Raw genomic sequence first — 19,497 nt, 5'->3', positions numbered from 1 at the left:
AGCATTATAAAGGCACGACCGGATGCGACATCACGGTCTTCGGTGCTTGCACCCCCTATGTTAGAGTGGCGCACTTTTTCGAGGGGGCTGTCACTGTGTGGGAATTGGTCAAATCCGGCGGCTGGATGATGCTGCCGATCATTTTGAGTTCCATCGCGGCCATGGCGATCGTTGCCGAGCGTCTGTGGACCCTGCGGGCCAGCCGCGTGACCCCGGAGCACTTGCTCGGGCAGGTCTGGGTCTGGATCAAGGACAAGAAACTCAACAAAGACAGACTCAAGGAACTGCGCGCCAACTCGCCGCTGGGTGAGATCCTCGCCGCGGGCCTTGCCAACTCCAAGCATGGTCGCGAGATCATGAAAGAGTGCATCGAAGAGGCTGCTGCGCGGGTCATCCACGATCTGGAACGTTACATCAACGCCCTCGGCACTATTGCTGCCATGGCCCCGTTGCTGGGCTTGCTTGGTACCGTGCTGGGCATGATCGATATTTTCAGCGCGTTTACCGGCAGTGGCATGACCACCAACGCTTCGGTGCTGGCCGGTGGTATTTCCAAGGCCCTGATCACCACGGCCGCCGGTTTGATGGTCGGTATCCCGGCGGTATTCTTCCATCGATTCCTGCAACGCCGGATCGATGAGCTGGTGGTAGGGATGGAGCAGGAAGCGATCAAACTGGTCGAGGTAGTGCAGGGCGACCGCGACGTGGACCTGGCCGAGGGCAAAGCGTGAAATTCCGCCGCAAACCACGGGAAACGGTGGACATCAACCTCGCGTCGCTGATCGACGTGGTGTTCATCCTGCTGTTGTTTTTTGTCGTGACCACCACCTTCACCCGTGAAACCCAGCTACGCGTCGATCTGCCGGAAGCCGTCAGCGGCGCGCCGGCCGACGATCAGAACAAGTCATTGGACATCGCCATCAGCGCCGACGGCGTGTTCTCGGTGAACAACCGGATTTTGCCGAAAAGCGACCTGGCTTCGCTGATGGACGCGCTGCAAAAAGAAGCCAATGGCGACACCAGCCGACCGCTGTCCATCAGCGCTGACGGCAAGACTGCGCATCAGTCCGTGGTGACAGCCATGGATGCAGCCGGCAAGCTCGGCTTCAGTCATTTGCGCATGACCACCATCGAGGCGGCGCCCCCGGCGCCCTGATGGCCATGTCCGATCGATTGCTCGCCGCGTGGTACGCAGGTCATCCGGCCCTGAAACTGCTGCAGCCGCTGGAATGGTTGTACCGGCGCGTGGTCATGAACAAGCGCAAGCGCTTTCTGGCGGGTGAGGGCGAGATCTATCAGCCGCCGGTGCCGCTGATCGTGGTCGGCAACATCACCGTGGGTGGCACCGGCAAGACGCCGCTGATTCTGTGGATGATCGACCACTGCCAGCGTAGCGGCCTGCGGGTCGGCGTGGTCAGCCGGGGCTACGGCGCCAAACCGCCGCAATTGCCATGGCGGGTCGAGGCCGAGCACAGCGCCGACGTCGCCGGTGACGAGCCGTTGCTGATCGTCCAGCGCACAGGCGTGCCGCTGATGATCGACCCCAATCGCAGCAATGCCGTCAAAGCCTTGCTGGCCAGCGAGCCGCTGGACCTGATCCTGTCCGACGACGGCATGCAGCACTACCGCCTGGCCCGTGACCTGGAACTGGTGCTGATCGATGCCGCCCGCGGCCTGGGCAACCGCCGTTGCCTGCCTGCCGGGCCATTGCGTGAGCCGGTCGAGCGTCTGCAAAGCGTCGACGCGGTGCTCTACAATGGTGCCGCATCTGACCGAGATGATGGATTTGCCTTCCAGTTGCAACCCACCGCGCTGGTCAACCTGCGCAGCGGCGAACGACGTCCCCTTGACTACTTCCCCAGCGGCCAGGCCCTGCACGCGGTGGCCGGCATCGGCAATCCGCAACGTTTCTTCAAGACCCTCGAAACGCTACACTGGCAGCCGGTTCCACATGCGTTTGCCGACCACGCCGAATACAGCGTGCAGGCGTTGAATTTCACGCCGTCATTGCCGTTGGTGATGACGGAAAAGGACGCGGTGAAATGCCGTGCCTTTGCCGCCGCCGACTGGTGGTACCTGGCGGTCGATGCCGTGCCGTCGCCGGCCTTCGTGGCCTGGTTCGACACACAGTTGATGCGCCTGCTGCCGGCTCGTTTGTTGCCTTAACTCCGTTTTTTCCAGGGAATGCTCATGGACACCAAATTGCTCGATATCCTCGCTTGCCCGGTCTGCAAAGGCCCGCTCAAGCTCAGCGCCGACAAGACCGAGCTGATCAGCAAGGGTGCAGGCCTGGCCTACCCGATTCGCGATGGCATCCCGGTGATGCTCGAATCCGAAGCGCGCACCCTGACCACCGACGAGCGCCTGGATAAATGACCACAGCCTTTACCGTCGTCATTCCATCGCGTTACGCCTCCACCCGCCTGCCGGGCAAGCCGCTGCTGCTGATCGCCGGCAAGCCGATGATCCAGCACGTCTGGGAACAGGCGAGTAAAAGCAGCGCCGGGCGTGTGGTGGTGGCCACCGACGACGCGCGCATCGTCGAGGCCTGCAAAGGCTTTGGTGCCGAAGTGGTACTGACCCGTGAAGACCACAACTCCGGCACTGATCGCCTGGCCGAAGTCGCGATGAAGCTGGGCCTGGCGCCCGACGCCATCGTGGTCAACGTCCAGGGCGACGAGCCGCTGATCCCGCCGAGCGTGATCGATCAGGTCGCCGCCAACCTGGCGGCCCACGCCGAAGCGCGCATGGCCACCCTGGCCGAGCCGATCGAAGACGCGGACACCCTGTTCAATCCCAACGTGGTCAAGGTCGTCAGCGACCTCAATGGCCTGGCGCTGACGTTCAGTCGTTCCACTTTGCCTTGGGCGCGGGATGCATTCGCCGTGAACCCTGAGCAGTTGCCCGAAGGTGTGCCGTATCGCCGCCATATCGGTATCTATGCCTACCGCGCCGGTTTCCTCCAGGATTTCGTCAGCTGGGGCCCATGCTGGCTGGAAAACACCGAGTGCCTGGAACAGCTGCGTGCCCTGTGGCACGGCGTGCGGATCCACGTGGCCGACGCACTGATCGCGCCGCCAGCCGGCGTCGATACCGTTGAAGACCTTGAGCGCGTTCGTCGCCTGCTGGAGGCGTGATGCGGGTTCTGTTTGTCTGCCTGGGCAACATCTGCCGTTCCCCCACGGCCGAAGGCGTGCTGCGGCATAAACTGCGCGAGGCCGGCCTGGCCGATCAAGTTGAAGTGGCCTCCGCCGGCACCGGTGACTGGCATGTCGGCAAGGCGCCGGACAAGCGCAGTCAGGCAGCGGCGAAGCTGCGCGGTTATGACTTGTCCGCCCAGCGCGCCCGGCAAGTCAGCCGTGCCGATTTCGCCACCTACGACCTGATCCTGGCGATGGACAATAGCAACCTGCGCAACCTCAAGGCCTTGCAGCCGGCCAAGGGCAAGGCCGAACTCGACCTGTTCCTGCGTCGCTACCAGTCGCCGGTCGATGAAGTACCGGATCCGTACTATGACGGCGAGCAGGGCTTCGAGCAGGTGCTGGACCTGATCGAACGCGCCAGTGATTTGCTGGTGATCGAATTGAAGGGACGGTTATGAGTTTGCAGGTTCAATCGCAGGTTTCGCTCAAGCCGTTCAACAGCTTTGGCGTGGATGTCCAGGCCCGGTTCTTTGCCGAGGCCCATAGCGACGCCGATGTGCGCGAAGCCTTGGCCTACGGGCTGGAGCGCAAGGTCCCGGTGCTGGTGATCGGCGGCGGCAGCAACCTGCTGCTGACGGCGGATATCGATTCACTGGTGCTGCGCATGGCCACCCGCGGGAGTCGCGTGCTGAGCGATGAGGGCGGTAAAGTGGTGGTCGAGGCCGAGGCGGGCGAGCCCTGGCATCCTTTTGTGCAACACACACTGTCCATGGGTTTGTCCGGTCTGGAAAACCTCAGCCTGATTCCCGGCACTGTCGGTGCGGCACCAATGCAGAACATTGGCGCTTATGGGGTCGAGATCAAGGACGTCTTCGCCGGCCTCACTGCCCTCGATCGCCAGACCGGCGAACTGCGCGATTTCACATTGCAAGAGTGCAACTTCGCTTACCGCGACAGCCTGTTCAAACAGGAGCCGGGGCGCTGGTTGATCCTGCGCGTACGTTTCGCCCTCGACCGCGCCGCGCATCTGCACCTGGAGTACGGCCCGGTGCGTCAGCGCCTGACCGAACAGGGCATCGAGCATCCGACCGCCAGCGATGTCAGCCAGGCCATTTGCAGCATCCGCAACGAAAAACTTCCGGACCCGGCCGTACTCGGCAATGCCGGCAGCTTCTTCAAGAACCCTTTGGTGTCGGCGGCGCTGGCTGCACGACTCAAGGGCGAATACCCCGACCTGGTGGCCTATGCGCAACCCGACGGGCAGATGAAGCTGGCCGCCGGTTGGCTGATCGAGCGGGCAGGGTGGAAGGGGTTCCGTGAGGCTGATGCTGGCGTGCATAAATTGCAGGCGCTGGTGCTGGTCAATTATGGCGGCGCGACGGGCCTGCAACTGCTGAACCTGGCGCAGCGCATCCAGAAAGACATTTCCGAGCGTTTCCATGTCGATCTGGAAATGGAGCCAAACCGCTATTGAGAACGCCCCCTAAGCTTCCAGGACAGATCAAAAAGCCCTGCACAATGTTTATTGTGCAGGGCTTTTTTGTTAATGCTCGGTTAACTTAGTCAGCTAACGATGCACACTCTTGCTCCACCAAAGGCCCGGTGCAGACCGTTTTCGTCTGTACAAGAGAGCCCATTAGCCTGAGTCGATCTGCGTGCGACCCACCGAGATCCAGCGGCAGATTGCTCGACCCCATCACTCAAGATCTATGCGGGCGTGCCCATGATTACCCTGAAACTCAATGGTCAAGACCATCAACTCGACGTCACCGAGGACATGCCGTTGCTCTGGGCAATCCGCGATGTGGCCGGTTACAACGGCACCAAATTCGGTTGCGGCATGGGCCTGTGCGGCGCCTGCACCATTCATATCGAAGGGGCTCCGGCACGCAGTTGCATCACGCCCATCGGTTCTGTCGTCGGGCAGAATGTCAGCACCATCGACAACCTGCACGCCGACCCGATCGGCAAAGTCGTGCAGCAAGCCTGGCTCGACACGGCAGTGGCCCAATGTGGCTTCTGCCAGGGCGGGCAAATCATGTCGGCGACAGCGCTGCTCAAGACCCATCCGAACCCGAGCGACGAGCAGATCGAGGAAGCCATGGTCGGCAACATCTGCCGCTGCGGCACCTACAATCGCATCAAGACCGCGATCCGCCAGGCCTCCACTCACCTGAAGGAGGCCAAGGCATGAGCCGGTTACCGAATGATTTCGCCCTGAGCAACCTTAGTCGCCGTGGTTTTCTGAAAGGCGTGGGCGCCACCAGCGCGCTGGTTTTGGCGGCGAGCTGGGGCTGGCAAGACGCTTTTGCCGAGGACAAAGAGAAAAAGTTCGGTGCCGACGGCATGCCTCACGGTTGGGTCGACGATCCGAAAGTCTATGTGAGCATCGCCGCCGATGGCACGGTGACCGTGATCTGCAATCGCTCGGAGATGGGCCAGGGCGTGCGCACCAGCCTGACCATGGTGGTGGCCGATGAACTGGAGGCCGATTGGGCAAGGGTCAAAGTACAGCAGGCCCCCGGCGATGAAGTACGTTTCGGCAACCAGGACACCGACGGCTCGCGCAGCATGCGTCACTGGTACGAGCCGATGCGTCGCTGCGGTGCCGCTGCGCGGGCCATGCTGGAACAGGCTGCCGCCGACCAGTGGAAAGTGTCCGTCGGCGAGTGCCATGCGCAACTTCATAAAGTCATCCATAAACCGTCGGGTCGTGAGCTGGGCTATGGAGCCCTGGCCGCCGCTGCTGGCGCTTTGGCCGTGCCGGCGCGCGACAGCCTGAGACTCAAGCAACCTTCGGAATTTCGATATATCGGCAAGGAAGGCACCAAGGCCATCGACGGTGAAGACATCGTCAACGGTCGTGCGGTGTACGGCGCCGACGTGCATGTCGACGGCATGCTGTACGCGACCATTGCGCGGCCGACGGTGTATGGCGGCAAGGTCAAAAGCTTCGATGGCAGCGCGGCGATGAAAGTCCCCGGCGTGCTCAAGGTGCTGCAGATCGAAAGCCGTCCGTTGCCTTCGGAGTTCCAACCCTTGGGCGGTATTGCCGTGGTGGCGAGCAATACCTGGGCGGCGATCAAGGGCCGCGAGGCACTGAAAATCGAGTGGGACGACGGCCCCAACGCCAGCTACGACTCGATTGCTTACCGCAAGGAGCTCGAAGCTGCCTCGCTCAAGCCGGGCAAGGTGGTGCGTAATGCCGGCAACATCGAAGAGGCCATGGCCAGCGCCGATAGCACCCTGGAAGCCTCCTACTACTTGCCGCATCTGTCACAGTCGCCGATGGAGCCGATGGTCGCCATTGCGCGGTTCAAGGACGGTGCGTGCGAAGCCTGGGGGCCGAGCCAGGCGCCGCAGGTCACCCGGGAGCGGATCGGCGAGCGCCTGGGCCTGTCGTTCGACAAAGTCACGTTCAACGTGACCCTGCTCGGGGGCGGATTCGGGCGCAAGTCCAAGCCTGACTTCATCATCGAAGCCGCCATCCTCGCCAGGGAGTTCCCCGGCAAAGCGGTGCGGGTGCAATGGACTCGTGAAGACGACATCCACTGTTCCTACTTCCACACCGTGTCGGCCGAATATCTCAAGGCCAGCCTGAACAAGGATGGCCTGCCGTCCGGCTGGTTGCACCGTACGGTGGCGCCGAGCATCACTGCGTTGTTTGCGCCGGGCATGAACCATGAGGCGGCGTTCGAGTTGGGCATGGGGTTCACCAACATGGCGTATGCGATTCCCAACATTCGCCTGGAGAACCCCGAGGCAACGGTGCATACCCGGGTGGGTTGGTATCGCTCGGTGTCGAACATTCCCCATGGCTTCGCGATCCAGAGTTTTATCGATGAACTGGCGCACAAGGCCGGGCAGGACCCGCTGAAGTACCAGATCAGATTGCTCGGCCCGGACCGTCAGATCGATCCGCGCACCTTGAGTGAAGAGTGGAACTACGGCGAGTCCCCCGAGCGTTATCCGATCGACACCGCGCGCCTGCGCACGGTATTGGAGACCGCCGCCAAAGCCGCCGGTTGGGGGCGTGAGTTGCCCAAGGGGCGCGGCCTTGGCCTGGCGGTGCATTACAGCTTCGTGACCTATGTGGCGGCGGTGATCGAAGTCGAAGTCAAAGACGACGGCACCTTGGTCGTGCACAAGGCGGATATTGCGGTGGATTGCGGTCCGCAGATCAACCCCGAACGGATTCGCTCGCAGTTCGAGGGCGCCTGCGTCATGGGCCTGGGTAATGCCGTGCTGGGAGAGATCAGCTTCAAGGACGGCAAGGTCCAGCAGGATAACTTCCATATGTACGAAGTGGCGCGCATGTCCCTGGCGCCGAAGGAAGTGGCGGTGCATCTGGTGACGCCGCCGGGCAACGTGCCGTTGGGCGGTGTGGGTGAACCGGGTGTGCCACCGATTGCGCCGGCCCTGTGCAATGCGATCTTTGCTGCCACTGGCAAACGCATTCGCAATCTGCCGGTTCGTTATCAGCTGTCGGGTTGGCAGAAGGCCGACGCCTGATGGACAGCGCCGATCTGAACGTCCTGCGCAGCGTGTTGCAATGGCATCGCGCCGGTCAGCGGGTGGTGTTGTACAGCGTGGTCGAAACCTGGGGCACAGCGCCCCGGGCACCCGGCGCCATGCTGGCCTTGCGCGAAGACGGCATGGTGATTGGTTCGGTCTCGGGTGGGTGTGTCGAAGATGACTTGATTGCCCGGCTGCACGACGGGCGCCTCGCGCTTGACGGGCCGCCGGTGCAATTGATCACCTACGGCGTGACCCGCGAGGAAGCCGCACGTTTCGGCTTGCCCTGCGGTGGCACCTTGCGCTTGACCGAGGAGCGTATCGACGATGGGGATTGGGTCGAACAACTACTCGCTCGATGCGAGACCCATGAAATCGTTGCCCGTGAACTGAACCTGACCACCGGCAAAGTGATTTTGCAGCCGGCCGGTAAAGCTGACGTGTTGATGTTCGACGGGCAGACGTTGCGAGCGATCTATGGTCCGCGCTGGCGCTTGCTGCTGATCGGCGCGGGGCAGCTGTCGCGCTATGTGGCGGAAATGGCCCGGCTGCTGGATTTCGAGGTGCTGATTTGCGATCCGCGTAGCGAGTTCGTCTACGGCTGGGAGGAGCAGCACGGACGATTCGTTTCGGGCATGCCGGATGAGGCAGTATTGAACATCCAGACCGATGAACGCACGGCCATCGTGGCCTTGACCCATGATCCGCGTCTGGACGACATGGCGCTGCTCACAGCCCTGGATTCCAGGGCTTTCTACGTCGGGGCGCTGGGATCGCGGGTCAACAGCCAGAAGCGCCGGGAAAACCTGGCTCAACTGGGGTTGTCGCAATCGGCGATTGACCGCTTGCATGGTCCGATCGGTTTGCACATCGGCAGTCATAATCCGGCGGAAATTGCCTTGTCGCTCATGGCGGAAATCGTGGCGGTCAAAAACGGCATCGAACTGAAGCAGAAGAAAACCCTGCGGGAGGATGTATGAGCAAGTCCATTGGTGTCATCGTGTTGGCGGCGGGGCAGGGCAGTCGATTTCGCCAGGTGGCGGGTGCCGAAAAGGATAAATTGGTGGCCGATTGCACCGGGCGTGACGGCGTGGTGCGGTCCGTCATCGAGCACACGTTGGTCAACCTGCCGGCGGTGCTGGACAAGCGCGTGCTGGTGACCACTGCTGACCGCCCGCAAGTGATTCGCATGGCCCAGGCCTATGGCTGCGAGATTGTACTGATCGAATCGACGGGAATGGGCGACAGCATTGCCGCGGGAGTCGCTGCCTGCAAGCAGCTCGATGGCTGGTTGATGGTGCTGGGAGATATGCCGTTCATTCTGCCATCCAGTATCGAGCAGGTGGTGACAGGTATTGGCGATGACTGTATCAGTGTGCCCGTGCAGGACGGCGTATACGGGCATCCGGTCGGCTTCGGACGGGACTTCGCGGCGGGGTTGATGGCGCTATCGGGGGATCGCGGCGCCAAGCCGCTGTTCGCCCAGGGGCGGGTGGTTGAGGTTGCGGTGAATGATCCCGGGGTTTTGTGGGATGTGGATGTGCCGCAGAAATTGGTTTTTGAGTGAAGTCATAAAGATCGCAGCCTTCGGCAGCTCCTACGTCGATCATCTGTAGGAGCTGCCGAAGGCTGCGATCTTTTGATCTTTACTGAAATAAAAAGCCCCGCCTGGATCACCAGGCGGGGCTTTTCATTGGCCGATGGAATCAGACGAGAGGTTTAGGCTCGTGTTCTTTTTCCTCGGCTTGCTCGTGTTGCTCTACCGCTTCCTGAACGGAGCGCGGTGCTTCGTGGATCACCGACTCAACCGGCTCGGCAGTCACTTCGGCGGCCGGTGCAGGTTCGGCAGCGACAGCCGCTTCAGCAGGAGCCGCAGCGGCAGCCAGTTCAGCTTCCTTCTGCAGACGCTCGGCTTCACGCTTGCGACGACGCACTTCACGCGGGTCGTTAGGCGCACGGCCACTTGGCGTCAGGGAGCTGGCAGGCGCGGCTTCGACTACCGGAGCGGGTGCTTCGGCAACGACCGGCGCTTCAACGACTGGCGCTTCAATCACCGGCGCTGGAGCCGGTTCCGCGGCGGCAACCACCGGCTCGGAAACCATGGCTTCAGCCACTTGGGTCTCAGCGGCTGGTGCAGCGGCTTCAGCGACGGCTGGCTCGGCAACCCAGTTGAATGCGGTTTGCTCTTCGCGAACTTCACGCACGGTTTCAGTCACGGTTTCAACAACCGCGTCTGCAACCTGGGCAGGAGCTTCTACCACTGGCGCTGGCTCGGCAGCCGCTTCAACAGCTGGCTGAGCTTCCGGCGCTGGCGCTACTTCGATTTCCGGCGAGGCGGTGACTTCGACCGGAGTGGTCGCTTCAACGACTGGCGCTTCAACCGGAGCCGCTTCGAGCGTCGCGGCAGTGGCGCGTTCGGCTTGCACATTGGCTTCAGCTTCGGCTGGAGCGCTGATCACGCTGCTTGCAACGGCTGCGGTGACAGCCAGGCCGGCGGCCAGGTCAGCAGTGCTTGGCGCTTCAGCGTTTTCGCCGGATTCGGACTCTTCCGAACCTTCGATCACGTTGCCGTTGGCGTCACGCTGACGCTCGCGACGGTTGCTGCGACGACGCTGGCCGCGGGAGCGGCGGCGTGGACGATCGCCCTCGGCGCCTTCCTGACCGTCTTCCGGCAGTTGCTCTTCGTTGGTGACCAGTTCTTCTTCAGTTGTGGCTGCGGCAGCTTGTTCGGCACGTGGCTGGCGTTCTTCACGCGGTGGGCGTGGAGCGCGTTCTTCACGTGGCTGGCGAGCTGGACGCTCTTCAGCGGTAGCAGCCGTAGCAGCTGTAGCGGCGGCCGGAGCAGCCGGAGTGGCATCCAGGGGCTCGCGCAGTTCACGAACGCGTTCTTCACGCTCGCCACGCGGCTTGCGATCTTCACGCGGAGCGCGCGGTGCACGTTCTTCACGAGGCGCGCGTGGTGCGCGTTCTTCGCGGGCTACTGCTGGCGTTTCTTCGCGGGTCTCGCGAGGTTCACGCACTTCACGTGGCTGACGTTCTTCACGCGGCTCACGTGGTGCGCGCTCTTCACGCGGTGCACGTTCTTCACGAGGCTTGCGCTCTTCATCGCGGCGACCGTTACGGTTGCGGCTCTGCTGGCGACCGTTGCGGCGCTCTTCGTTGCGGGCTGGACGCTCGGTGGTCGCAGGCTTTTCAACCACGGCCGGAGCAACAGGCTCTTCCTTGGTGGCGAACAGGCTCACCAGCGACTTCACCAGGCCTTTGAACAGGCTTGGCTCAGGCACTGCAACCGGAGCAGGGGCTGGAGCGGCCACTTCGGTCGGAACCGGAGCGTTGGCGCGGGCCGGGGCCGTCTTGACCGCGGCTTCCTGGCGAACCAGGGTGCGGGTCGCAGCGGCTGGCTGGACTTCTTCGACTTCGGCAGCGGCAGCGGCGATTTCGTAGCTGGACTGGTTGGTCGCGGCTTCCGGGCTGTCATCACGCAGGCGCTGCACTTCGAAATGCGGCGTTTCGAGGTGATCGTTCGGCAGGATGACGATACGGGCACGGGTGCGCAGTTCGATCTTGGTGATCGAGTTGCGTTTTTCGTTGAGCAGGAACGCGGCCACCGGGATCGGCACTTGTGCACGAACTTCGGCGGTACGGTCTTTCAGGGCTTCTTCTTCGATCAGGCGCAGGATCGCCAGGGACAGCGATTCAACGTCACGGATGATGCCGGTGCCGTTGCAGCGCGGGCAGACGATGCCGCTGCTTTCGCCCAGGGACGGACGCAGGCGCTGACGGGACATTTCCAACAGGCCGAAGCGCGAGATGCGACCGACTTGCACGCGAGCGCGGTCGGCTTCCAGGCATTCGCGGACTTTCTCTTCCACGGCGCGCTGGTTCTTGGCAGGGGTCATGTCGATGAAGTCGATGACGATCAGGCCGCCGATGTCACGCAGGCGCAACTGACGGGCGATTTCTTCGGCGGCTTCAAGGTTGGTCTGCAGTGCGGTTTCTTCGATGTCGCTGCCTTTGGTGGCGCGCGCCGAGTTGATGTCGATGGACACCAGGGCTTCGGTCGGATCGATAACGATGGAGCCGCCGGAAGGCAGTTCGACGACGCGCTGGAAGGCGGTTTCGATCTGGCTTTCGATCTGGAAGCGGTTGAACAGCGGAACGCTGTCTTCGTACAGTTTGATTTTGCTGGCGTACTGCGGCATCACCTGGCGGATGAAGGTCAGGGCTTCGTCCTGGGCTTCAACGCTGTCGATCAGCACTTCGCCGATGTCCTGGCGCAGGTAGTCGCGGATCGCGCGGATGATCACGTTGCTTTCCTGGTAGATCAGGAACGGCGCGGCGCGGTCCAGCGAAGCTTCCTTGATGGCGGTCCAGAGTTGCAGCAGGTAGTCGAGGTCCCACTGCATTTCTTCGCTGCTGCGGCCCAGGCCGGCAGTGCGCACGATCAGGCCCATGTCGGCCGGGGCAACCAGGCCGTTCAGGGCTTCACGCAGTTCGTTGCGCTCTTCGCCTTCGATGCGACGGGAGATACCGCCGGCACGCGGGTTGTTCGGCATCAGCACCAGGTAACGACCGGCCAGGCTGATGAAGGTGGTCAGGGCGGCGCCCTTGTTGCCACGCTCTTCTTTTTCGACCTGAACGATGACTTCCTGGCCTTCGCTCAGGACGTCCTTGATGTTGACGCGACCTTCAGGGGCTTTCTTGAAGTATTCGCGGGAGATTTCTTTGAGGGGCAGGAAGCCGTGGCGCTCAGAGCCGAAATCGACAAAGGCAGCCTCGAGGCTTGGTTCGATGCGAGTAATCCGGCCTTTATAGATGTTGGCCTTCTTCTGCTCGCGTGCACCGGATTCGATGTCCAGGTCGTAGAGGCGCTGGCCATCTACCAGTGCAACACGCAACTCTTCGGGTTGAGTTGCGTTAATCAGCATTCTTTTCATGTAGTACCGTCGGTTTCCGGGCTGCCGGAAACGGCGTTCGGCACACACGACTTCTCACGGTCGGTGTCAGGTGCGTCGGGAGTGGTTGGCCATTTCCCGTGTCCAGCGAAGTCCGGCCAATGTGGGCCTTCATCGCGACGTACGCGTCCTGCTTGCTGTGGCTACTTAAGCACTCAGTCAGGAGGAGGAATCAACCAGCGGCTGTGGACGAGATGAAGCGTCTTGAGAAAGCCTGTTGCTACACAGTCCGGCGGTTGTGCATCTCCACCCTACACGTATCCCTGATAATTCGGGTGCTGCCGCGCGCAGAATCCGCAGCGGGTTGGCATTTACCGTGAGCTCCGAAAGGGGAGGTCACGCATCATGGCTAATTTAGGCGTTGTTTCCGATGCCTTCGCTCGGGGTCATTCGCAGCTGACTGCACTTTGTGAACTGGCCGTGAATATGGCTCGCAAAACGAGTGGAAAACTCTGCTTTGTGGCGTGATTCAGGCCTCATGTCACCTGCGCTCGTTACACCTGCAAACTCCACCGTTACGTAGCGAAAGCCCCGTAGGATGGCCTCGCGTCCTGGTGAATTGCGTTGGTCAGGGCCGGTTTTTGACCGTTGGTCCGCTGTCCAGGCCGCTTTTGGCGGCGTTCGCGACTATAGCAGCAATGATTAAGTGCTTCAATTCCATAAAAAATTGTTATCATCCGCGCCATGACGACGACTACCCCCCCGACTCCAGGCGTACAACTGCTTGAGGTCTCGCCGGAATATGCCGGCCAGCGCATTGATAATTTCCTTCTCGCCCGACTCAAAGGCGTGCCCAAGACCTTGATTTACCGCATTTTGCGCAAGGGCGAAGTGCGCGTGAACAAGGGTCGGATCAAGCCCGAGTACAAGCTGCAGGCGGGCGATATCGTGCGCGTGCCGCCGGTTCGCGTGCCCGAGCGCGACGAGCCGGTACCGCTGGCACAAGGCCTGCTGCAGCGGCTCGAAGCCTCGATTGTCTTCGAAGACAAGGCGCTGATCGTGATCAACAAGCCTTGCGGCATCGCCGTTCACGGCGGCAGCGGCTTGAATTACGGTGTCATCGAAGCCTTTCGTCAGTTGCGTCCCGATTGCAAGGAGCTCGAACTGGTTCATCGTCTTGACCGCGACACCTCCGGCTTGCTGATGATCGCCAAGAAACGCAGCATGCTGCGTCACCTGCACACAGCCTTGCGCGGTGATGGCGTTGATAAGCGCTATATGGCGCTGGTTCGCGGTAACTGGGCGTCCTCGATCAAGCAAGTCCGAGCGGCGCTCGGCAAGAGCAATCTGCGCTCCGGTGAGCGTATGGTCGAGGTCGACGAGGAGGAGGGCAAGGAGTCTGTGACCGTGTTCAAGGTCCTGCGTCGCTTTGGCGACTTTGCCACCCTGGTTGAAGCCAGGCCGATCACCGGCCGCACTCACCAGATCCGTGTCCACACGTTGCACGCCGGGCACTGCATTGCCGGCGACACCAAGTATGGCGATGACGATTTCAGTAAGGAAATCCGTGATCTGGGCGGCAAGCGCCTGTTCCTGCACGCCTACATGCTGACCGTGCCGCTCCCCGATGGCGGTGAACTGAAGCTGCAAGCGCCGGTTGACGATATGTGGGCCAAAACCGTGGAGCGATTGAGTGCGCCCATCTGATTACAAGCTGCTGATCTTTGATTGGGACGGCACCCTGGCCGACTCCATTGGCCGAATTGTCGAGGCGATGCACGTTGCCTCCCGGCGTTCCGGTTTTGAGCTGCGCGATGATCTGGCCGTCAAGGGGATCATCGGCCTGGGCTTGCCGGAAGCGATCCGCACCCTGTACCCCGAAATCGACGATGCCGGGCTGATCGCGTTCCGCGAGCACTATGCCGAGCATTACATCGCGTCGGAGGCTGTGCCTTCGCCGCTGTTCGAGGGTGTGGTCGAATCGCTCGAGGCGTTTCGTGCCGAGGGCTATCATCTGGCCGTGGCGACCGGCAAGGCCCGTCGCGGGCTGGATCGGGTGTTGAAGTCCCATGGTTGGGAGAATTACTTCGATATCACTCGCGCCGCCGACGAGACCGCCAGCAAGCCCCATCCGCTGATGCTCGAGCAGATCCTCGCCCATTGCGAGGTTCGCCCGGAGCAGGCGTTGATGGTCGGTGATTCGTCCTTCGATTTGCAGATGGCACGCAACGCCGGCATGGGTTCGGTGGCCGTCAGTTATGGTGCTCAATCGATCGATGCGTTGAAGTTGTATGAGCCGCGACTGGCCATCGACCGTTTTTCAGAATTGCATGCCTGGCTGAGTCAGCGGGCTTAACCGGTTGTTTTTGGGGTGGATGGCATGGCCGACGAATGGAAGGCGCCCGCCAAGGCGAGCGCAGAGAGCGGTGACGACAAGAGCTGGAAGCTGCTGGAAAAAACGCTGCTGGCTGGCGTGCAGGAGCAGCGCCGGTCCCGTCGCTGGGGGATATTCTTCAAATTACTGACTTTTGTGTATCTGTTCGGCGCAATTGCCCTGTTTTCGCCACTGATGGATATGGAGAAGGCCGCTACCCTCAGTGCCAATTACACGGCGCTGATCGATGTGACGGGCATGATTGCCGACAAGGAATCGGCCAGCGCAGACAATATCGTTGGCAGCCTGCGCGCGGCTTTCGAGGACAAGAAAGTCAAGGGCGTCATCCTGCGCATCAACAGCCCGGGCGGCAGTCCGGTGCAGTCGGGTTATGTCTATGATGAGATCCGTCGTCTGCGTGGCCTGCACCCGGATATCAAGCTCTATGCGGTTATTTCCGATCTGGGGGCTTCCGGCGCTTACTACATCGCCAGCGCGGCAGATCAGATCTACGCCGACAAGGCGAGCCTGGTCGGCTCCATCGGTGTGACGGCAGCCGGTTATGGTTTTGTCGGCACCATGGAGAAGCTGGGCGTCGAGCGGCGCACCTACACCTCTGGCGAGCACAAGTCGTTCCTCGATCCGTTCCAGCCGCAGAAGCCGGAAGAAACCGTTTTCTGGCAGGGCGTGCTCGATACGACCCACAAGCAGTTCATCAGCAGCGTCAAGCAGGGGCGTGGCGATCGCCTGAAGGACAAGGAGCATCCGGAGCTGTTCTCCGGCCTGGTCTGGTCCGGTGAGCAGGCGTTGCCGCTGGGGTTGATCGATGGGTTGGGCAATGCCAGTTCGGTTGCACGGGATGTGATCGGCGAGAAAGAGCTGGTGGACTTCACCGTTCAGGAGTCGCCATTCGATCGCTTCTCGAAAAAACTCGGTGCCAGCGTGGCTGAGCATTTGGCGATGTGGATGGGCTTTAACGGTCCGTCGTTGCGCTGATCCGGCCTTGGGTCAAAAGATCGCAGCCTGCGGCAGCTCCTACGCTAATTCGTGTGGGGGCTGCCGCAGGCTGCGATCTTTTGCTTTCAGGGGATTTGCACGCCTTCGGCCAGCAACATGTCGATCAGGCGAATCAGTGGCAGGCCGATCAGGCTGGTGGCGTCAGGGCCCTCGGTGCTGCGAAACAGGCTGACCCCCAGGCCTTCGGCCTTGAAGCTGCCTGCGCAGTCGTAGGGTTGCTCTGCGTGCAGGTAGCGTTCGATGCGGGTTGCGTCGAGTGTGCGCATGTGTACGGTGAACGGCACGCAATCGACCTGGCAGTACCCGGTCTGGCTGTTGAGCAGGGCCAGGCCGGTCAGGAACGTCACGCTGGCACCGCTGGCGGCCAGCAGTTGTTCGTGGGCCTTTTCGAAGGTGTGAGGCTTGCCGATAATCCGCTCTCCCAGCACGGCGACCTGGTCGGAGCCGATTATCAGATGAGCGGTATGGCTGTCGGCCAGGGCGCGCGCTTTCTCTTCGGCGAGGCGCTTGACCAGCTCGATGGCGGACTCACCCGGGCGATGGCTTTCATCGATATCCGGCGAGCTGCAAGTGAAAGGCAGCTGCAGGCGGGTCAGCAATTCCCGGCGATAGGCCGAGCTGGAAGCGAGTAATAAAGGCAGCATGCGCAACTCCATAAGGCGTGTGCGAATTCTAGCGAGGCTTCCAAGTGACGGACAGGGCTGAATTTCCTTTGACATGGGCGGGGGCATCCCTATAATGCTGCGCCTATGTTGAATGACCCGATTCCACCTCACGTTGACCCGCGCAAATTGGCTGATCGTGGCACCACCCTTCAAGGTGAAATGCTGCTGGCCGATTTGGAGAGACTCTGCGACCCGCTTTCCGACAATGTCGGTACGGTGCAGGCTAAATTCGTTTTTGAACGAGATGAACGTAAATCTGTGGTCATCCACAGCTTTATCGACACTGAGGTCAAAATGGTTTGCCAGCGTTGTCTTGAGCTGGTCACCCTGCCGATCCACAGCGAATGCAGTTACGCTGTGGTGAAGGAGGGTGCGAATACCCAGTCGTTGCCGAAAGGTTATGACGTGCTGGAACTGGGCGAAGATCCTTTGGATCTGCAGTCACTGATCGAGGAGGAGCTTCTGCTCGCCTTGCCCATTGTGCCTGCTCATCATCCGGAAGAATGCCAGCAGCCGGCGGGTCTCGATGAGCCCGAACCGAGCGAGGACGAGGTAACGCGGTCCAACCCGTTCAGTGTATTGGCGCAGTTAAAGCGTGACCCAAACGTTTAGGAGTTAATCAATTATGGCTGTTCAGCAGAACAAAAAATCCCGCTCTGCCCGTGACATGCGCCGTTCGCACGACGCTCTCGAGGCTAGCACCCTGTCTGTAGAAAAAACCACCGGTGAAGTTCACCTGCGTCACCACGTATCGCCAGAAGGCGTATACCGTGGCCGTAAAGTGATCGACAAGGGCGCTGACGAGTAATCACTTGTCCGCTCAAGTCATCGCGATTGACGCAATGGGCGGGGACTTCGGTCCCCGCAGCATTGTCCAGGCCAGCCTTGCTTGCCTGTCTGCTACACCCTCGCTGCACCTGACCCTCGTCGGTCAACCCTCCCTTCTTGAAGAATTGATCGCTGGCCATCCGGCTGTGGATCGCGCGCGCCTGTCGATTGCCCCGGCGAGCGAAGTCATCACAATGGACGAGAAGCCGGCCCAGGCCCTGCGTGGCAAACCCGACTCGTCGATGCGCGTGGCGCTTGAGTTGTTGCGTGACGGCAAGGTCCAGGCCTGTGTCAGTGCCGGCAATACCGGTGCGCTGATGGCGTTGTCGCGGTTCGTGCTCAAGACCCTGCCGGGCATTGACCGCCCGGCCATGGTGGCGGCGATTCCGACACAAAAGGGTTACTGCCAATTGCTCGACCTGGGCGCCAACGTCGATTGCAGTGCCGAGCATCTGCTGCAGTTTGCGGTCATGGGCTCGGTTGCGGCTGAGACCCTGGGTATCGCGCGTCCTCGGGTGGCGTTGCTGAACATCGGCACCGAAGACATCAAGGGCAATCAGCAGGTCAAGTTGGCAGCGACTTTGTTGCAAGGCGCCCGTGGCATCAATTACATCGGCTTTATCGAGGGCGACGGTTTGTACCGTGGCGAAGCGGATGTGGTGGTGTGTGACGGTTTTGTCGGCAACATCCTGCTCAAGTCCAGCGAAGGTCTGGCGACCATGATTGCCGGGCGCATCGAGGCGTTGTTCAGGAAGAACGTGGCCTCTCGCGTGGTTGGCGCACTGGCGCTGCCCTTGATGAAGCGCCTGCAGGCCGATCTGGCGCCTGCCCGACACAACGGCGCGAGCTTTCTCGGCTTGCAGGGTATTGTGGTGAAAAGCCACGGTTCTGCAGGGGTCCAGGGGTTTCAGAGTGCCATTGAGCGCGCCTTGATCGAGATTCAGGAGAATCTTCCCGAGCGCCTGCACGGTCGTCTGGAGGATTTGTTGCTTTAGGCGTTTTCGTCGGACAATGCTTAAATGTGACCGCTTGGTTCGATGGGCCATCCAACTGTCAGTTTCTTGCGTCCCCGAAGTGGGGCGCCAACTCTCCGACGACAAGATCATTAGGGGCTTGTTACATGTCTGCTTCCCTCGCATTCGTCTTTCCAGGACAGGGTTCGCAGTCCCTCGGCATGCTGGCCGAGCTGGGCGCGCAACATCCGGTTGTCCTTGAAACATTCAAAGAAGCTTCCGATGCACTGGGTTACGACCTGTGGGCACTGACCCAGCAAGGGCCGGAAGAGCAACTCAATCAAACCGATAAAACCCAGCCGGCCATTCTGACCGCCTCTATCGCCTTGTGGCGTCTGTGGCTGGCTGAAGGTGGCGCACGCCCGGCCTACGTTGCCGGGCACAGCCTGGGTGAATACAGCGCGCTGGTCGCGGCAGGCAGCCTGAGCCTGGGCGACGCGGTGAAACTCGTCGAGCGTCGTGGCCAGTTGATGCAGGAAGCCGTTCCGGCCGGGCAGGGCGGCATGGCCGCTATCCTGGGCCTGGACGATGCCGACGTACTGGCAGCCTGTGCCGAAGCGGCGCAAGGCGAAGTGGTCAGCGCGGTCAATTTCAACTCGCCGGGCCAGGTGGTCATCGCCGGTGCCAAGGCTGCCGTCGAGCGCGCCATCGAAGGCTGCAAGGCGCGTGGTGCCAAGCGCGCCATGCCGCTGCCGGTCAGTGTGCCGTCGCACTGCGAGCTGATGCGTCCGGCTGCCGAACGTTTCGCCGAATCGATCGCTGCGATCGACTGGCAGGCGCCGCAGATTCCCGTGGTACAGAACGTCAGTGCCCAGGTGCCGGCCGATCTGGAAACCCTCAAGCGCGATCTGCTCGAACAACTGTACAAGCCAGTACGCTGGGTTGAATCGGTCCAGGCGCTGGCCGCCAAAGGCGCGATCAACCTGGTCGAGTGTGGCCCGGGCAAAGTGCTCGCCGGTCTGAACAAACGTTGCGCCGAAGGCGTGTCGACATCCAACCTCAATACCCCAGACGCTTTCGCTGCCGCCCGTGCAGCGTTGGCCTGAA

Annotated in this window: 20 protein-coding genes; 18 read left to right on the top strand and 2 right to left on the bottom strand. The window is 61.5% G+C overall.

The genetic code is table 11. The features are described from left to right. Window positions 1-95: 95 nt before the first annotated feature. From ACMDB8_RS20635 to ACMDB8_RS20585, 11 genes are all read left to right on the top strand, one after another. Window positions 96-731 (top strand): MotA/TolQ/ExbB proton channel family protein, encoded by a 636-nt coding sequence (locus tag ACMDB8_RS20635; protein ID WP_056727235.1) that lies wholly within the window; start codon window positions 96-98, stop codon window positions 729-731. Next, window positions 728-1,156 (top strand): ExbD/TolR family protein, encoded by a 429-nt coding sequence (locus ACMDB8_RS20630; RefSeq protein WP_056727234.1) that lies wholly within the window; start codon window positions 728-730, stop codon window positions 1,154-1,156. Before ACMDB8_RS20635 ends, ACMDB8_RS20630 begins: the two co-directional genes overlap by 4 nt. Then, window positions 1,156-2,166 carry a tetraacyldisaccharide 4'-kinase gene (lpxK, locus tag ACMDB8_RS20625; RefSeq protein WP_056727233.1) on the top strand — a complete coding sequence of 337 codons (1,011 nt, stop codon included), beginning with the start codon at window positions 1,156-1,158 and terminating at the stop codon, window positions 2,164-2,166. Before ACMDB8_RS20630 ends, lpxK begins: the two co-directional genes overlap by 1 nt. Window positions 2,167-2,190: 24 nt before the next feature. Beyond that, a complete protein-coding gene (locus ACMDB8_RS20620) occupies window positions 2,191-2,376 on the top strand; it encodes a Trm112 family protein (protein ID WP_003179363.1) in 186 nt (61 codons plus the stop codon). Further along, on the top strand, window positions 2,373-3,137 hold the full coding sequence (gene kdsB, locus ACMDB8_RS20615; protein ID WP_056727232.1) for a 3-deoxy-manno-octulosonate cytidylyltransferase: 765 nt from the start codon (window positions 2,373-2,375) through the stop codon (window positions 3,135-3,137). The genes ACMDB8_RS20620 and kdsB overlap by 4 nt, the downstream gene beginning before the upstream one ends. Further along, complete coding sequence (locus tag ACMDB8_RS20610) at window positions 3,137-3,601, top strand: low molecular weight protein-tyrosine-phosphatase (RefSeq protein WP_056727231.1); 465 nt, start codon at window positions 3,137-3,139, stop codon at window positions 3,599-3,601. The genes kdsB and ACMDB8_RS20610 overlap by 1 nt, the downstream gene beginning before the upstream one ends. Then, window positions 3,598-4,617, top strand: a complete 1,020-nt coding sequence (gene murB, locus ACMDB8_RS20605; RefSeq protein ID WP_056727230.1) for a UDP-N-acetylmuramate dehydrogenase — start codon at window positions 3,598-3,600, stop codon at window positions 4,615-4,617. Before ACMDB8_RS20610 ends, murB begins: the two co-directional genes overlap by 4 nt. A gap of 249 nt (window positions 4,618-4,866) precedes the next feature. Further along, on the top strand, window positions 4,867-5,337 hold the full coding sequence (locus ACMDB8_RS20600; protein ID WP_015096391.1) for a (2Fe-2S)-binding protein: 471 nt from the start codon (window positions 4,867-4,869) through the stop codon (window positions 5,335-5,337). Further along, the gene (locus ACMDB8_RS20595; protein ID WP_409078932.1) at window positions 5,334-7,655 is read left to right on the top strand and encodes a xanthine dehydrogenase family protein molybdopterin-binding subunit; all 2,322 of its coding nucleotides are present in this window, start codon (window positions 5,334-5,336) and stop codon (window positions 7,653-7,655) included. Before ACMDB8_RS20600 ends, ACMDB8_RS20595 begins: the two co-directional genes overlap by 4 nt. Then, window positions 7,655-8,638 carry an XdhC family protein gene (locus ACMDB8_RS20590; protein WP_409078931.1) on the top strand — a complete coding sequence of 328 codons (984 nt, stop codon included), beginning with the start codon at window positions 7,655-7,657 and terminating at the stop codon, window positions 8,636-8,638. The genes ACMDB8_RS20595 and ACMDB8_RS20590 overlap by 1 nt, the downstream gene beginning before the upstream one ends. Beyond that, window positions 8,635-9,225, top strand: coding sequence for a nucleotidyltransferase family protein (locus tag ACMDB8_RS20585; protein ID WP_409078930.1), 591 nt, complete (start codon window positions 8,635-8,637; stop codon window positions 9,223-9,225). Before ACMDB8_RS20590 ends, ACMDB8_RS20585 begins: the two co-directional genes overlap by 4 nt. Before the next feature lie 139 nt (window positions 9,226-9,364). Here ACMDB8_RS20585 and rne read toward each other — a convergent pair whose 3' ends face one another. Then, a complete protein-coding gene (rne, locus tag ACMDB8_RS20580; protein ID WP_056727226.1) occupies window positions 9,365-12,595 on the bottom strand; it encodes a ribonuclease E in 3,231 nt (1,076 codons plus the stop codon). Window positions 12,596-13,297: 702 nt separating this feature from the next. Here rne and rluC point away from each other — a divergent pair. The 3 genes from rluC to ACMDB8_RS20565 are packed head-to-tail and all read left to right on the top strand — an operon-like array spanning window position 13,298 to window position 15,923. After that, window positions 13,298-14,260, top strand: a complete 963-nt coding sequence (gene rluC, locus ACMDB8_RS20575) for a 23S rRNA pseudouridine(955/2504/2580) synthase RluC (protein ID WP_056727225.1) — start codon at window positions 13,298-13,300, stop codon at window positions 14,258-14,260. Beyond that, the gene (locus ACMDB8_RS20570; protein ID WP_056727224.1) at window positions 14,247-14,909 is read left to right on the top strand and encodes an HAD-IA family hydrolase; all 663 of its coding nucleotides are present in this window, start codon (window positions 14,247-14,249) and stop codon (window positions 14,907-14,909) included. The genes rluC and ACMDB8_RS20570 overlap by 14 nt, the downstream gene beginning before the upstream one ends. 24 nt (window positions 14,910-14,933) lie before the next feature. Further along, window positions 14,934-15,923 carry a S49 family peptidase gene (locus ACMDB8_RS20565; RefSeq protein ID WP_223541064.1) on the top strand — a complete coding sequence of 330 codons (990 nt, stop codon included), beginning with the start codon at window positions 14,934-14,936 and terminating at the stop codon, window positions 15,921-15,923. An 86-nt stretch (window positions 15,924-16,009) separates the two neighbouring features. Here the strand turns inward: ACMDB8_RS20565 and ACMDB8_RS20560 are convergent, their stop codons facing one another. Continuing rightward, window positions 16,010-16,588, bottom strand: a complete 579-nt coding sequence (locus tag ACMDB8_RS20560; protein WP_223541065.1) for a Maf family protein — start codon at window positions 16,586-16,588, stop codon at window positions 16,010-16,012. A gap of 105 nt (window positions 16,589-16,693) precedes the next feature. Between ACMDB8_RS20560 and ACMDB8_RS20555 the strand changes: the two genes are divergently transcribed. From ACMDB8_RS20555 to fabD, 4 genes are all read left to right on the top strand, one after another. Next, window positions 16,694-17,221, top strand: a complete 528-nt coding sequence (locus ACMDB8_RS20555; RefSeq protein ID WP_008050439.1) for a YceD family protein — start codon at window positions 16,694-16,696, stop codon at window positions 17,219-17,221. A gap of 13 nt (window positions 17,222-17,234) precedes the next feature. Then, entirely contained in the window at window positions 17,235-17,417 is a 183-nt protein-coding gene (gene rpmF, locus ACMDB8_RS20550) for a 50S ribosomal protein L32 (protein WP_003179396.1), read from the top strand. A gap of 4 nt (window positions 17,418-17,421) precedes the next feature. Beyond that, entirely contained in the window at window positions 17,422-18,432 is a 1,011-nt protein-coding gene (gene plsX, locus ACMDB8_RS20545) for a phosphate acyltransferase PlsX (RefSeq protein ID WP_082563017.1), read from the top strand. A gap of 125 nt (window positions 18,433-18,557) precedes the next feature. After that, the gene (gene fabD / locus ACMDB8_RS20540; protein ID WP_409078929.1) at window positions 18,558-19,496 is read left to right on the top strand and encodes an ACP S-malonyltransferase; all 939 of its coding nucleotides are present in this window, start codon (window positions 18,558-18,560) and stop codon (window positions 19,494-19,496) included. Window position 19,497 lies beyond the last annotated feature (1 nt).

Origin of the sequence: Pseudomonas monachiensis, from assembly GCF_047345015.1 — a bacterium.
Lineage (GTDB): Bacteria > Pseudomonadota > Gammaproteobacteria > Pseudomonadales > Pseudomonadaceae > Aquipseudomonas > Aquipseudomonas monachiensis.
The sequence above is the reverse complement of the archived record's forward strand: the minus strand, read 5'-3'. Positions and strand labels throughout refer to the sequence as shown.